Source organism: Streptomyces cinereospinus, assembly GCF_042430725.1.
GTDB lineage: Bacteria > Actinomycetota > Actinomycetes > Streptomycetales > Streptomycetaceae > Streptomyces > Streptomyces cinereospinus.
In genome coordinates this window covers 64,797-78,978 of the sequence record NZ_JBHMCY010000007.1, presented here as the reverse complement: position 1 = coordinate 78,978, position 14,182 = coordinate 64,797, and the positions used below count along the sequence as shown (strand labels likewise).

General features: G+C 72.6%; 13 protein-coding genes. 6 read left to right on the top strand and 7 right to left on the bottom strand.

Annotated elements, in window-relative coordinates; all coding sequences use genetic code 11:
• Positions 1 to 81 precede the first annotated feature (81 nt).
• Complete coding sequence (locus tag ACFF45_RS05555) at positions 82 to 2,676, bottom strand: helicase-associated domain-containing protein (RefSeq protein ID WP_381342662.1); 2,595 nt, start codon at positions 2,674 to 2,676, stop codon at positions 82 to 84.
• 207 nt (positions 2,677 to 2,883) lie between these two features.
• On the opposite strand from ACFF45_RS05555, the gene ACFF45_RS05550 reads away from it, so the two are divergent.
• The 3 genes from ACFF45_RS05550 to ACFF45_RS05540 all read left to right on the top strand — a co-directional run bounded on the left by ACFF45_RS05550 (position 2,884) and on the right by ACFF45_RS05540 (position 6,462).
• Positions 2,884 to 4,491: a substrate-binding domain-containing protein gene (locus ACFF45_RS05550; RefSeq protein ID WP_381342659.1), complete on the top strand. Its 1,608-nt coding sequence runs from the start codon at positions 2,884 to 2,886 to the stop codon at positions 4,489 to 4,491.
• Between the two features lie 78 nt (positions 4,492 to 4,569).
• Complete coding sequence (locus tag ACFF45_RS05545; RefSeq protein ID WP_381342656.1) at positions 4,570 to 5,625, top strand: hypothetical protein; 1,056 nt, start codon at positions 4,570 to 4,572, stop codon at positions 5,623 to 5,625.
• Positions 5,626 to 5,826: 201 nt separating this feature from the next.
• The gene (locus ACFF45_RS05540; RefSeq protein WP_381342653.1) at positions 5,827 to 6,462 is read left to right on the top strand and encodes an HAD family hydrolase; all 636 of its coding nucleotides are present in this window, start codon (positions 5,827 to 5,829) and stop codon (positions 6,460 to 6,462) included.
• On the opposite strand, the gene ACFF45_RS05535 is transcribed toward ACFF45_RS05540, so the two are convergent.
• Positions 6,438 to 6,689: a hypothetical protein gene (locus tag ACFF45_RS05535; RefSeq protein ID WP_381342651.1), complete on the bottom strand. Its 252-nt coding sequence runs from the start codon at positions 6,687 to 6,689 to the stop codon at positions 6,438 to 6,440. The genes ACFF45_RS05540 and ACFF45_RS05535 overlap by 25 nt on opposite strands.
• Before the next feature lie 190 nt (positions 6,690 to 6,879).
• On the opposite strand from ACFF45_RS05535, the gene ACFF45_RS05530 reads away from it, so the two are divergent.
• Positions 6,880 to 8,496: a recombinase family protein gene (locus tag ACFF45_RS05530; protein ID WP_381342648.1), complete on the top strand. Its 1,617-nt coding sequence runs from the start codon at positions 6,880 to 6,882 to the stop codon at positions 8,494 to 8,496.
• A 171-nt stretch (positions 8,497 to 8,667) separates the two neighbouring features.
• Here ACFF45_RS05530 and ACFF45_RS05525 read toward each other — a convergent pair whose 3' ends face one another.
• The gene (locus ACFF45_RS05525) at positions 8,668 to 8,964 is read right to left on the bottom strand and encodes a GntR family transcriptional regulator (RefSeq protein ID WP_381342645.1); all 297 of its coding nucleotides are present in this window, start codon (positions 8,962 to 8,964) and stop codon (positions 8,668 to 8,670) included.
• On the opposite strand from ACFF45_RS05525, the gene ACFF45_RS05520 reads away from it, so the two are divergent.
• A complete protein-coding gene (locus ACFF45_RS05520) occupies positions 8,954 to 9,508 on the top strand; it encodes a recombinase family protein (RefSeq protein WP_381342643.1) in 555 nt (184 codons plus the stop codon). The genes ACFF45_RS05525 and ACFF45_RS05520 overlap by 11 nt on opposite strands.
• A 166-nt stretch (positions 9,509 to 9,674) precedes the next feature.
• Positions 9,675 to 10,058: a cold-shock protein gene (locus ACFF45_RS05515; RefSeq protein ID WP_381342640.1), complete on the top strand. Its 384-nt coding sequence runs from the start codon at positions 9,675 to 9,677 to the stop codon at positions 10,056 to 10,058.
• A gap of 156 nt (positions 10,059 to 10,214) precedes the next feature.
• Here ACFF45_RS05515 and ACFF45_RS05510 read toward each other — a convergent pair whose 3' ends face one another.
• The 4 genes from ACFF45_RS05510 to ACFF45_RS05495 form a co-directional block, all read right to left on the bottom strand.
• On the bottom strand, positions 10,215 to 11,087 hold the full coding sequence (locus ACFF45_RS05510; RefSeq protein WP_381342637.1) for a 1,4-dihydroxy-6-naphtoate synthase: 873 nt from the start codon (positions 11,085 to 11,087) through the stop codon (positions 10,215 to 10,217).
• The gene (locus ACFF45_RS05505; protein WP_381342634.1) at positions 11,084 to 11,794 is read right to left on the bottom strand and encodes a futalosine hydrolase; all 711 of its coding nucleotides are present in this window, start codon (positions 11,792 to 11,794) and stop codon (positions 11,084 to 11,086) included. The genes ACFF45_RS05510 and ACFF45_RS05505 overlap by 4 nt, the downstream gene beginning before the upstream one ends.
• A 23-nt stretch (positions 11,795 to 11,817) precedes the next feature.
• Entirely contained in the window at positions 11,818 to 12,288 is a 471-nt protein-coding gene (locus tag ACFF45_RS05500; protein WP_381342631.1) for a DUF2771 domain-containing protein, read from the bottom strand.
• A gap of 225 nt (positions 12,289 to 12,513) precedes the next feature.
• Positions 12,514 to 13,938, bottom strand: a complete 1,425-nt coding sequence (locus ACFF45_RS05495) for an MFS transporter (RefSeq protein WP_381342628.1) — start codon at positions 13,936 to 13,938, stop codon at positions 12,514 to 12,516.
• Positions 13,939 to 14,182: the final 244 nt, after the last annotated feature.

Sequence of the window (14,182 nt, the reverse complement as noted above, 5' to 3'; positions counted from 1 at the left end):
AACCTCCCTCATGGGTGGGACGTGTCCGGCGTGGCGTGCATGAATCCGGGCGTACGCCCGAACGGGTGAGGCCGGCCGGTCCTACTCGTCCGCCAGCTCCGCCACCCCCGTGATCCGGTGCAGCGGGTAGGTGCGCACCTCGTCCGCGGTGTGGTCGTACGCCGTCACGAAGCCGCCCTCCACCCGCACCGGGGCGATCACCCGCTGACTGGCGGCGCCCTCGGCGTTGACGTACCCGATCCACAGGGCCTGGCCGGTCAGGACGGCGGCCTGCACGGTGGCGAGGGTCTCGGCGGCGCCGGTGCGCGGCAGACCGCCGCCGGCGGCGGTGGGCGCGGCGGGCTTCCGCGGGGCCGTCGAGGCCAGGTCGCCGGCCCGGATCGCGCGGACGGCCGCCGACAGCAGCGTGGTGTCGGGCGCGGGCGGCCCGTCCGGCACCGGCTCGGGCGGGGTGCGCGGCGGGGTGCGGCGGGCGTGCGCGCGGGTGATCAGCACGTCGCCCTCGGCGGACTCGGCGGCCGGCGCGAAGCCCATCGCGCGCAGCCCCTCCAGCAGGGCCGCCGGGTCGGCCTGGGCGGCCAGCACGGTCGGCGCGAGGCGGCGCAGCCGCAGGCCGGCGGACCGCTTGTCGGCGAGGATCTCGTTCAGCAGCGCCTCGTCGTCGCAGCGCACGTACGCCGAGGCGGCGCCCACGCGCAGGTGCCCGTGTCTGCGGGCCACGTCGTCGACGAGGTACGCCAGCGGCTGCGGGACCGGCGTACGGGAGTGCTCGGCCAGGAAGGCGTGCAGGTCGGAGGCGGTGCGTCCGGCGTCCAGGGCACGGCGTACCGAGGCGGGCGTGAAGCGGTAGACGGTCGCCCCGCCCTTGGACTCCACGTCGGCGAGCACGCCCAGCGTGTCGGCGAGCGGCCGCCGCAGCGGGCCCGGCGCCACCGCGGTCAGGTCGGCCTGGAGCAGGACGTGGTCCAGCGGCTCGGGCAGCAGCGGGGCGAGCAGCCGGGCCGCCGCCGCGGCGGCGGCGGCCTGCTCGGCGGGGGCGAGGGGCGCCGGGGGCGGACCCGCGGGGAGGGGGTGCCGGCCGGCCCGCGGGTGACCGGGCGCCTGGGGGCGGACGGGGAGCTTGTCGCCGGGCCCCTCGGGCTCACCGGTGGGCGGGTGCGCCGGAGCGGGCGCCCCCAGCAGGGCGCGCCCGTGCGCCGAGAGCGCCCCGCGCCCCGTCACGCCGAGCGACTCCGCCTCGGACAGCGCCCACCGGGCCAGCCGGACCCGCGGATCGGCTTCCGTCCCGGCGTCCCGCTGGGCGGCGCGCTGCGCGTCCCGCCGCAGCGGCCGCTCCCACCGCAGCCGCGCCAGCATCGACTCCCCCGTCGCGGCCGCCCCTTCCGGCAGCTCCGCCAGCAGGCTCAGCACCCGGTGGCGTACCTCCGGGGCGGCCGACCGGTCCAGCCCCGGGCCCAGCGCGGCCAGCGCGCGGTCCTTGGGGTCCCGGCCGCCCACCAGCCCGGCCGTCCGGGTCGCCGCCAGCCACGCCTGCGCCAGCCGGGCCCAGCGCTCGGCGGGGGGCTGCTCCAGCCACTCGTCGTAGGCGGGGGTCGCCGCGTAGCGCTCGTCGGCCTCGCCGTCGGAGGCGACCAGGCCCGCCGCGTAGGCCAGCTCCACCCAGAAGGCGGCGACCGGTTCGGACACGTCGAGCGCGACGGCGGTCCGCTTGAGGTCGCGCACGCTCAGGCCGCCCGCCCGCAGCACCGCCGGGCCGCCCTCGTCCCACTCCTTGAGCAGTTCCTCCACGGTCGCCAGCGCGGTGTACGCCTGTCCGGCGGCCGTGCTGTCCACCACCTGGGGACGGTGCGCGGCCGCCATCTCCACGGACGGCGCCACCGGCTCCGGCGTGCGGTGCGCGCGGCCGCCGCGCAGGTGGAGGGCGACCTCGCGGGGGAGCACCACCGTGCCGGGCGCGGTGGGCAGCAGCAGCCCGCGGTCCAGCAGCCAGCGCAGCCGGGGTGCCGGGTCGGGGGTGACCTGCCCGTAGGGCGGTCCCCACAGCAGCCGCTCCAGCACCTCCACCGACTCGGCCGGGGCCTGGTCGAGCAGCGCCGACATGCGGGCGCGGTCGGTGAACAGGGCGCTGAGCGCGCCCGTCGCCGAGACGGAGTCGTGCGTGGAGGGCAGCCCGGCGGCCGCGACGAGCTCCTGGATCCGGCCCGGCGACATGCCCGCCGTCGCCTCCCGCACGGTGGGGCCCAGGCCGGTCGGGGACGGGTGCTGCGGCGTCGGGGCGAGCAGCTCGCGGGCGGTGCGCACCAGGCGCAGCCGGTCGTCGGCGCCCCAGACGAGGGCCTGCTCGCGCAGGGTGGCCAGGGCGTGCGGCAGGGCGGCGGCGACCGGCGGGTCGCCGTCGTCGCCGGCCATCAGCCCGAACAGTTCGCCGTACGTCGCCGGATCGGCCGCCACGGCCAGCGCCTCGGCCGTCTGCAGGGCGAAGCGGTCCAGCCGCTCCAGGGCGCGGACCACCGAGGCGCGGGTGCCGGCGCGGGTGGCGAGCTGGGTGAGGTCGGTGGGGACGGGCGTGACGAGATCGGGCCGGCTGCGCAGGAGCGCGGCCAGCGAGGCGTCGTCCCGCGCGCGCAGCGCCTCCGCGAGGGACCGCGGGGCCGCCGGCTTCTCCTCGGTGCTCATCCGGCCAACGGTAGCGGGTAGGCGCCCAAGGAGGCGGAGCGTCCACGGGCCGGGCGTGGACGACGAACGAATGGGACATGACATACATGGCGCCGGGGTGAATTCCGCGCGGATTCTCCGGTCGGCCCCGGCGGCACCGGGACGGCACCGGCCACCCTGGTCGCCCTGACACCTGCGTGCTGCATCGAGGGGATGGGGGGCCCTGCGGTGGGTCTGGACTTCGACAAGCTGCTCGCACTGCTCAGCATCGTGATCGCGCTGACGGCGTTCGGCTGGGAGTTCGGCGTCGTCGGGCGCAAGCGGCTCGACTGCCGGGTGCAGATGGACACACCGGCCTCGGAGGCGATCCACTCGCCGTACGCCGGGGTGCTGCGCGACCTCCAGCAGGACGGCGACCGGCTGGACGAGCCGACGTTCGCGCTGCTGCGGATCGAGAACGCCGGCCGGGCCCAGATCGAGACCGCGGACTACCTGGTCCCCGACGACGACCCGAGCGGCATCCGGGTCACCTTCCCGCGCCGCCGCGTGGTGGGCCTGGTGGTGACCGAGCTGAGCCAGGACGAGCTGCACGACTTCTTCACCGCGGGCGTCGCGGGCTTCGGCTTCGACAACCCGGACCAGGGCCGCGGGGGCGTGGTCCGGCTGCCGAAGGTGAAGCTGCCCCGGCGCGCCCACTACCAGGTGCTGGTGGTGCTGGACCGCCGGCCCGGCGACTCCGGCGGCGGGCCCTTCCCCGGGCCGGTCTTCCGCGGCGCCCCGGGCGGTCCCCGCCGCCGGCGCACCGCGCTGACCCCGGCTCCCCGCCCCGGCCGGGACCGGACCCCCGCCCCGCGGCCGGCCCGGGTCGGCATCAACCTCCTCGCCGGCCTGGCCGTCACCCAGGCGATGGTGATCATCGTGCAGGGCGGCATGCTGATCCTCGACGAGGACCCCGCCCCGCTGGACTGCGTCAGCGCGACGCTGTCCCTGCACGGCTCCACCGCCCTGGCACCGGCCCTCCAGGAGGCCGCCCGGTCCTACGCGGAGGCCTGCCGCGGCGCCCGGATCCCGGTCAGCGGCCTGACCTTCACCGGCAGCGGTCCGGGCATCACCGAACTGGAGCGGGCCGGCCAGAACGCGGCGATCCCGGTCGACGCCGGGCTCGCCGACCACCTCGCCTTCACCGACGGCCCCGCGGCCGGCAACCACCCCCGCCTGCTGCGCCGCCCGGTCGCCTACTCGGTGTTCACGCTGGTCCTGCACAAGGACGCCGGCGTGCTCAACCTGAGCCTGGAGCAGGTCCGCGACCTGCACGCCGGACGCGTCACCAACTGGTCCCAGCTGGGCGGCGCCGACCTGCCCGTCCACCTGGTCCACCGGCACATCGGCTCGGGCACCCGCGGCGCCCTGGTGCAGCGGGTCCTGTCGGGCCGGGAGCCGGAGCAGGCCACCGTGAGCGACTGCGCGGCACTGGAGGCGAGCACCCCCGGCCGCTGCGAGGTGGACAGCACCCGGACGATGCTGGACGCGGTGGCACGGATCCCCGGCGCCCTCGGCTACAGCGAGGTGCGCAACGCCGCGCGCCACTCCGCGGCGGGCGACGTCGTCCAGGTGCGCATCGACAGCCGGCGGGCCTCGGTGGACGCCGTCCGCGACGGCGCCTACCCGTACTGGCAGACCGAGTACGCGTACACGTACGGCGAGCCGCCCGCCGAATCCCTCGCCGCGGCCTTCCTGCGCTACCTCAACGGCCAGATCGGCCAGGACATCCTCCGCGCCAACGGCAGCCAGGGCTGCGCCGGCACGCCGAACCCGGCGTCCTGCGAACCCACCTGACGTGGCGTCCGGCCCCCGGCCCTGCGCTAACGTCGTGCGCTACGGGGAACCCGGCACATCCGCCCCGGAGGGGACAGCGTGGGGATCGAGAGCGACAAGGTCGTCTACGAGTACCTGAGCCGCGTCGGCGACGTGGCCCAGCAACGCCAGCTGCCCTCCGCCGCCCGGATGCGGCTGGTCTCCCGGCTGCGCGACGAGATCGACCGGCGGCGCGCCAAGGCCGTCGTCGACTCCCCCGCCGCGGTCCGCCGCATCCTGGCCCGCATCGGCAGCCCGGACGAGGTGGTCACCGCGGCCGGGGACGGCGCCGGCGGCAACGGCGCGGAACCGCCGCCCGCCACCGTGCCCGTACAGCGGGACAAGCAGCCGGTACGGCGGGACGGGCCCGTACGGCGGGACGGGCCCGCGCCGGGGCGGCGGGACGAGCCGGGGACCGAGCCGCGGTCCAGGGGCAGGGGGCTGCGCCGGATGGTGCCGCGGCCCCGGCCCGCCGAGCCGCGCACGCCGCCCCCGCCCGCCCCGCCGCACCGCGCCGGCGAGCACGAACTGGGCGACGGCGCCACCCAGCCGGACTGGTGGCGGGTGGACAGCAGCCCCTTCGGGGCCGGCGACAGCGTGCCCGGGTTCGTCGGCGGCGTGGAGATCCCGGAGCTGCTCAGGCCGCCGCAGGAAGAGGCGGAGGAGGAACCGGAGGACGAGCCGGAGAAGGAGCGGGCCGCCGGACCCGGGCCGCAGGCCGGACCCGCCCCCGGGGCCGTCGCGGCCGCCCCGCGCCGCCGGTTCCGCCCGGCGCCCGGCACCTGGACCAACCCCCTGCTGCTGGTCGCCGCCGCGCTGCTGCTCGCCGGGGCGGTGCTCGGCCACCTGCTCCCGCTCGCCGCCGGCTGGCTCATCGCGTACGCCTCGCGCCGGCTCACCCGGTGGGAGACGCGGTGGGCGGTGATGATCCTGCCCGGCGCCGCCGTCGCCGCCGGTTTCGGCTGGCTGTGGGGCCGGCTCGACGGCCGCTGGGGCACCCCCGTCGCCGACGGGCAGATGAACGCCGCCCTCGCCGAGACCTGGCCCTGGGTGCTGCGCGGCGCGGCGGTGGCGGCGGCCCTGTACCTGGTGTGGCGCGCCCGCAGGAAGGGCTGAGCACCCGCTGCCGCAGCGGTGACCGGGCCGGAACCCGTGCACCCCGTGCACCCCGTGCACCCCGTGCACCCCGTGCACCCCGTGCACCCCGTCCGTGCACCCCGTGCACCCCGTCCGTGCACCCCGTGCACCCCGTGCACCCCGTGCACCCCGTGCACCCCGCGCACCCCGTGCACCCGGCCCCGGCCGCCGCTCGGCACAATGGCCCGCATGACCTCGCGCCCGCTCACCGTCGGCTTCGACCTCGACATGACGCTCATCGACTCCCGCCCCGGCATCCACGCCTGCTACCGGGCGCTGGCCGAGCGGACGGGGACGTACATCGACGCCGATCTCGCGGTCACCCGGCTGGGACCGCCGCTGGAGCAGGAGCTGCGGCACTGGTTCCCGGCGGACGAGATCCCCGCGGTGGCCGAGGCGTACCGGGCGATGTACCCGACGATCGCCATCGCCGCGACGCCCGCCATGGCCGGCGCGCACGAGGCGTTGGCGGCGGTACGCGCGGCCGGCGGCCGGACCGTCGTGGTCACCGCCAAGTACGAGCCCAACGCCAAGCTGCACCTCGCCCACCTCGGCCTCGACACCGACGCGGTGGTCGGCGACCTGTGGGCCGAGGCGAAGGCGGCGGCGCTGCGCGAGCACGGCGCGGGCGTCTACGTCGGCGACCACACCGGCGACGTGCGCGGCGCCCGCGCGGCCGGGGCGCTGTCGGTGACGGTGGCGACCGGTCCGTGCGACGCCGGGGAACTCGCCGGGGCGGGTGCGGACGTCGTCCTCACCGGCCTGGGCGAGTTCCCGGAATGGCTTTCGGCCTATCTCGACGCGCCGCGCGCCTGACGCCGCCCCGCCGCGATCGCCCGGAGCACCCCCGCTCCGGCGATGAGGAAGCCGACGCCCATGAGCATGCTCAGTCCGAACATGTACGTCGGAAAAGGCGTCGTTCCGAGGAAGAGCGGAGCCACCGTGACCACGGTGGCCACGGCCCCGACGAGGAAGACGGCGGCGCCGGCACGGATCAGTCGGTCACCGGGCCCGGCGGAATTCGTTTGGGTTTTGTCACGCACCGGACCAGGGTAGTTCCCAGCCCGAAGGAACAGCCCGGCGACGTCTTGTCACCGGCCTGAAGACCATTAGCCTGGGTATCGGCGGGTCACGGACGACCCGCCCGAGTGCTGTCAAGAGCCGTTTCATGACGTGCCTACCGGCAAGGTCGGGCCGGTTACCTAGGCACACAGACCCCGCTAGCCTCCCCTCATGACACCTGGTCTGCGCTACCTCGCCTGTCTCCGCCTGTCTGCCGACTCGGACGGCTCCACGTCCATCGAGTGGCAGCGTGGCGTGATCCAGCACCACGTCAGCTCTCCGCGCCTGTCCGGCGTCCTGGTGGGCGAGGCAGAGGACACGGACGTATCCGGCTCCCTTTCCCCCTTCAAGCGCCCCAAGCTTGGACGCTGGCTCACGTCCAAGGCTGATGAGTTCGACGTGATCATTGCAGCCAAGATGGACAGGCTCACCCGTCGCTCCATGCACTTCAACGAACTCTTGGAGTGGGCGCAGGAAAACGGCAAGTTCATCGTCTGCGTTGAAGAGGGATTCGACCTGAGCACCCCTCAGGGAAAGATGATGGCTCGCATGACAGCCGTATTCGCTGAGGCTGAGTGGGACACGATTCAGGCGCGCATTCTCAACGGCGTACAGAGCCGTCTGGAGAACCGCTCATGGCTTACGGGCGCTCCGCCTACCGGCTACCGCATCAAAGCCGTAGAGGGAGGCAGGAGGAAGGTTTTGGAGATTGACCAGGACTTCCACCCGTTCGTAGAGGAGATCTTCACTCGTGTCCGTGAGGGACAGTCCACACACAGGATTGCCCGAGACTTCAATGCCCGTGGCGTACTCACATGGGGAGATCACCTCAGGAAGTTGAAGGGGGAGGAAACCAAGGGGACGCAGTGGCAGTCGACCATCATCAATAAGTTTCTGCGCTCCTCTTGGGTTCCCGGCATCTACACGTACAAGGGGGAGGCCGTTCTAGACGACCAGGGAGAGCCGGTCATTCTCCCTGAGAAACCCCTGGCGTCCGTGGGCGAATGGGCAGACCTGGTCGACAGGGTCAAGCCGGCTTCCAAGCCTGTAGGAACGGAGAGCCGTACCGGTGGAAAGAGCTTGCTTGCCGGTATTGCTCGCTGCGGAAACTGTGGAGCGCCGGTTACTTCCCTCCTGAATTCCGGGCACACCAGGAAAGACGGAAAAAGAATTCCCGGACACAGGTATTACCGCTGCTCCAACAAGTTCAAGGGTGGCGATTGCACCACGGGTCTCTACGTCCGTGCTGACGTGCTCGATACGTGGGTTGACCAGGAGATTCGGGGGAGCGTTGGGACGTGGGAGATGTACGAGCGAGCCGGCAAAGGGCCCTCTCGGGCTAGAGAACTTCAGTCAGCCAGGGCACGCCTGGAAAAGCTGGAAGCTGACTTCCTGGCAGGAGAGTACGACGGGGAGGGGCAGGAAGAGTCGTACCGACGTATGCACAAGGGTCTGTCGGCAAAGGTCGCGCTACTCGCGAAGCAGGAAGAGGAGCGAGCTAACCCGTCTCTCAAGGCAACGGGTAAGAGGTACGGGGAATTCTGGGAGTCCAAAGACCAGGGAGACCGCAGGGAATTCCTTCGCACCTATGGCGTAAGAGTCTGGGCATGGGATAAGGGGGCGAATGAAAGCGAGAGGGGAATGGTGATGGATGTGGGGGATATTCAGACCATGGCGAATGAGCTTGCCCTTGCGTGCCCTGGAAAGAAAGGCAAGGTGACGAGAATGGTGATTAGTCATAACGTCACCGAAGAATACCGATGGAAAGCATTGGGGTTCGCTCGATAAAGCGAAGAGAAAGAAAGGCCCTGTCAATGGCAGGGTCTCATTCTTTTATGGAACTGTTTATGAATTCGACCCCCCAACCAGCAACGCTTGAATGACAATTGGGGGTGGTCTGGTCTTTCGAGTGTCTGGAGTTTCCTGGGGGATAGACACTAGCCGTCCCTGGAAAGCCTTCTACGGCTTGGAGACGAACGATCCTTGCCCCAGGACGGTATAGAGCCGCCCTTCTTCCCTGGGAGCCGCTACGGCTTTCTGAACGGTCGACGGAGCCCCGTCCAGCTCAGTAGCAAGCTCCGCCACGGCAGGGAACCTCTCGCCGGGCGGGTACGTACCGGCGTCCAGTCGTCGGCGTAGCCCGGCGGCAACCTGGTACTGCGGGTCAAGAATGCGCGCCCCATAGTTTTGAGACGAGTTATGAGACACTTCTGTTGTTGGCAAGGGTGCCAGGAGGGGACAGGCAATGGCAGTCATCGGATACCAGCGAGTCAGCACCAACGCTCAGGACGCGCAGCTTCAGAACGACGCTCTGACTGCGGCCGGTTGCTCGAAGATCTACGAGGACAAGGCATCCGGGAAGAACGCGGAGCGCCCTGGTCTCCTCTCTGCTCTCGACTACCTGCGAGAGGGAGACACTCTCTGTGTCTGGAAGCTGGACAGGCTTGGCCGTTCGACTAGGGACGTACTGACGATTGCTGAGGACTTGCATGCGCGTGGAATCGCGCTCCGCATCCTCACGGGAACTCTCGCCGGGAACTACTCCCCGAAGGGAGAGGGAAAGTTCTTCTTCACCGTGATGGCTGCCTTTGCTGAGCTTGAGCGAGACATGATCGTGGAGCGCACGCGAGCCGGCCTGGAAGCTGCCAAGGCTCAGGGGCGTACCGGTGGCCGTCCGTCCGTCATCACTGAGGACGTGCTGACTGTCGCCAAGGCCCGTAAGGCCAAGGGGGAGAGCATCACTGCCATTGCCAAGGCTCTTGGAGTCTCCCGCGCGACTCTCTACCGGCACCTTGGCTGAGTTCCCCAACAACCCCTCTGCGCCTCTTCCTTCACCGGGCAGGGGCTCTGTGTCGTTTCGGGGCGTGATTAAGGCCGTGTGTCCCTGGGGAGAGCCCCAGTAAGGTGGTCAACGGCAGTTCAGTGGCGTCCGGCCCCGTCCGGGACCGATCGAGGGAGCGTGTGCTTTGCCGACTGGCAAGGTCAAGTGGTTCAACAGTGAGAAGGGCTTCGGCTTTCTCTCCCGCGACGACGGCGGTGACGTCTTCGTCCATTCCTCGGTTCTCCCCGCCGGAGTAGAGACGCTCAAGCCGGGACAGCGCGTGGAGTTCGGAGTCGTCGCCGGGCAGCGCGGCGACCAGGCCCTGTCCGTCACGATCCTGGACCCGGCCCCGTCCGTCGCGGCGGCGCAGCGCAAGAAGCCGGACGAGCTGGCCTCCATCGTCCAGGACCTGACCACGCTCCTGGAGAACATCACCCCGATGCTCGAGAAGGGCCGTTATCCCGAGAAGACCTCCGGCAAGAAGATCGCCGGTCTGCTGCGGGCGGTCGCCGACCAGCTCGACGTCTAGTGCCGCGGCAGGCGACGTTCGCCCCGTCGCGGCGTCCGGCACGCACTCCCGCCGCCGGCCGGAAGCCCGGGTACGTCCCGTACGAGGGCGTCCGGCCGGCCCGCCGAGAGCACGCACCGGACGCCGCTCCGCCACGGGAAAACGTTACGTGCCGCGTCACTGGGGAGACACCCCGGCCCTTCCCCGCTCCGGGAAATCCAGCGCGTCCGGGCCGAGGGGCGGCACCAGTCCCTCGGCCGCCGCGCGGGTGAGCAGACCGCGCACGGCCGCATAGCCGTCCTCGCCGAGACCGGCGGTGAACTCGTTGACGTAGAGCCCGATGTGCTGGTCGGCGACGGCCGGGTCCATCTCCTGGGCGTGCGCCATGACGTACGGGCGGGACGCCTCGGGGTCCTCCCAGGCCAGCCGTACGGAGGTGCGGACGGCGTCGGCGAGCCGCGTCAGGGTCTCCGCGCCCAGCGACCGCCTGGCGACGATCGCGCCCAGCGGGATCGGCAGGCCGGTGGTGCGCTCCCAGTGCTCGCCCATGTCGGCCAGCTTGTGCAGGCCGTAGTCCTGGTAGGTGAAGCGCGCCTCGTGGATGACCAGGCCCGCGTCGGCCTTCCCGTCCCGTACCGCCGGCATGATCTCGTGGAACGGCATCACCACGATCTCGCCGACCCCGCCCGGCAGCGTGTCGGCCGCCCACAGCCGGAACAGCAGGTACGCCGTCGACCTCTCGCCGGGCACCGCGACCGTGCCCCCGGCCAGGCCGGCACCGGGCTCCCGGGTCAGCACCAGCGGGCCGCAGCCCCGGCCCAGCGCGCCGCCGCACGGCAGCAGGGCGTAGGTGTCCAGCACGTACGGCAGGACCGCGTACGACACCTTCAGCACGTCCAGCTCGCCGCGCTCGGCCATGCCGTTGGTGACGTCGATGTCCGCGAAGGTCACGTCGAGCGCGGGCGCGCCGGGGACGCGGCCGTGCGCGAGGGCGTCGAAGACGAAGGTGTCGTTGGGGCAGGGGGAGTACGCGATGTGCAGTCGGCTCATGCCGGTCTCCAACTCTCCAGTACGGGCGCGAGCTTCCCGAAGCCGTCCGTGAGCGCCCGGAGGGCCTCGCCGATCCGCCAGGCGGCGCGGTCGCGCGGGCCGACCGGGTTGGAGACCGCGCGCAGCTCCAGCACGGGCGTGCCGTGCGCGGCGGCGGCCTCGGCGACGCCGAACCCCTCCATGGCCTCGGCGCGGGCCCGCGGGTGGCGGGCGCGCAGGGCGGCGGCGCGGGCGGCGGTGCCGGTGACCGTGGAGACCGTCAGGACGGTGCCGGTACGGGCTCCGGTGGCCCTCGCGACACCCCGTACGAGTGCTTCCGGCGGACGGTGGGTGACGGTGCCGAAGCCCAGGTCGGTGACCGCGACGAAGCCCTCGGCGGTCTCGGCGCCGAGGTCGGCGGCGGTGATCTCGTCGGCGACGACGAGGGAGCCGACGGGTGCCTCGGGGGCGAAGCCGCCGGCGATGCCGGTGCAGACGACCAGGGCGTAGGGCCTGCCGCGCAGGGCGGCGGCGGTGAGGGCGGTCGCCGTGCGGGCGGCGGCCAGGGCGGGGCCCACGCCGGCGGCGATCAGGTCGCATCCGGCCGGGAGGCGGTGCACGGTGGCGGCGGCCGGGCCGGCCCCCGTGCCGGGGAGCGGGACCTCGGTGGCGGGCCCCGGAAACGCCCGTGCCACCGCGTCCCGTTCGGCGGGGACCGCGGTGGCCACGAGCACTGCTGCGGGGGACGTGGTCAGGCGTCCTTCTTCAGGGTGAAGGACCACACGCCGGTGACGTCCTGCTCGCCCTCCTGGACGGAGACCAGCGTGGAGTCGCCCTGCGCGCCGTACTGGGCGTTGAAGAAGACGCTGCCCGGGATGGTGCGGTAGGTCTTGGTGCTGGAGTCGGTGAGCGGCTGGCCGTTCATCAGGATCGTCCAGCCCTTGTCGGCGATCTCCGGGTCCACACCGATACGGACGGTTTCGTCGGGATCGACCGAGATGGTCTCGACGCCGGTGTCCTTCAGACACCCGGCCAGCTCGTTGGTCTTGACGGCTGCGCCCGCGTTGTAGCAGGTCGCCTCGGAGCTGACCGAGCTGGAACCGACGGTGAGGGTCGCCATCGGCGTCGGCTTGTCGCAGGCCGACAGGACGAGCAGTCCGGCGGATACGGCGCCGGCGGCGGCGACGGCGCGGCGGCGTCGCACAGCGGAATGCGTGGTCATGGTCGAAGGCTATCGGGCACGTCCAGTCCCCTCCCCACGCGGGGTGCGGGGTGTGGCCGGGTCAGGGGGTGTGTCGAGAGTCCTGTGCGGTGCCCGCGGTGTCCGGTGCGTGCTCTCGGTGTGCCGGACGAAAGCCCTCGTACGGGACCTACTTGGGCCTTCGGCCGGTGCGGCGAGAGGGCGTGCCGGGCGCCGTGGGCGCTGTGCGGGACTTTCGACACACCCCTAGGCCACTCGCGGGCGGGTGCGGCCGCCCTGGCGGGCCGAGCCGAGCAGGCCGCGCACGGTGGTCAGCCAGCCGGCGGCCAGCACGGCGGCGGCCACCGCCATGCCCAGGGCGCCGTTCAGCGGCAGGGCGATGCCGATCGTGCCGCCGAGCACCCAGGACATCTGCAGCAGCGTCTCCGAGCGGGCGAACGCCGAGGTGCGCACCAGTTCGGGTACGTCCCGCTGGATCAGCGCGTCCAGCGACAGCTTGGCCAGCGCCTGCGCGAACCCGGCGACCGCCGCGAGGCACGCCACCAGGACCGCGCTGAAGAACAGCGCCGCCGTGACCGCGACCGCCAGCTCGACCGCGACGACGGTCACGATGATCAGCTCCGGCGCCCGCGCCTTCAGCCACGCCCCGACCGCCGTGCCCAGCGCGTTGCCCACCCCGGCCGCGACCGCCACCATGCCCAGCGACACCGCCGCGCTCTGGCCGGCCAGCGGGTGCTCGCGGAGCAGGAACGCCAGGAAGAAGATCAGGAATCCGGCCAGGCAGCGGATCGCCGCGTTCACGCCCAGGGCGTGGGTGACGGCGGTGCCGACCGTGCGCAGGCCGGGCCGCTTGACCGGGGTGCGGTGCGGGCCGTGCAGGTGCGCCGCGTCCGCCGCGAGCAGCGCGGTGTCCTCGCCCTTGGCCGAGTCGACCTTGTGCGGCAGCGAGAAGGAGAGGAACGTCCCCGCGACGAAGATCAGGAAGGCCCCGTACAGCGGCCAGCGCGGGCCGAGCGACTGGAGCCCCGCGCCGATCGGCGCGGCCACGCCGGTGGCGAGCAGGCCGCCGAGGGTGACCCGCGAGTTGGCCTTCACCAGGGAGAAGCGGGGCGGCAGCAGACGGGGCACGACCGCGCTGCGGACCACGCCGTACGCCTTGGAGGCGACCAGCACGCCGAGCGCCGCCGGGTACATCCCGATGCCGCCGGTGATCACCGCGCCGGACAGCACCAGCGCGAGCAGCGCCCGGGCCAGCATCGCGCCCGCCATCGCCGCGCGGCGGCCGTGCGGGAGGCGGTCGAGCAGGGGGCCGATCACCGGCGCGAGCAGGGTGAACGGCGCCATCGTGATCGCCAGGTACAGCGCGACGCGGCCGCGGGCCTCGTCGGTGGGGACGGCGAAGAAGACGGTGGAGGCGAGGGCGATGGTGATCATCACGTCGCCGGCGCCGTTCACGGCGTGCAGTTCGATCAGCTTGCCGAGGCCGGACTCGCCGGCGCCGTGCGCGTGCGTGGCCTTGCGGATGCCGCGCGCGGGGCCGGTCACCGGGAAGTGCAGGGCGCGGGCGACCGAGCGGAGCCGGCCGCCGGTCCGGCCCGCTCCGCCGCGTCGGTTGGTCCCCTTGGCCCCTTCCGTCAGGGAAGTGCGCTGGGACGACCTTGCGATGGCCACGACGTTCATAGTGCCCCGAGATGGGCGTCGGTAGTGCGGTTCCGGCGCGTATGGACGCGCACTTAGCGCGATCATGGTCCGTCGGTGTAGGCCCAGCGGCGGTGAAGGGGTAGCGTGCGTAGCGCGCCATGGCGAACGTTCTCGGCCGCGCGCCTCTCGGCCATCCCGCAGAATGGATGACACAGGTGCGCCCGAGCGCGACAGGGCGCGGACGTCGACGCGGTCCCCAGGTCCGCTCCGTCCG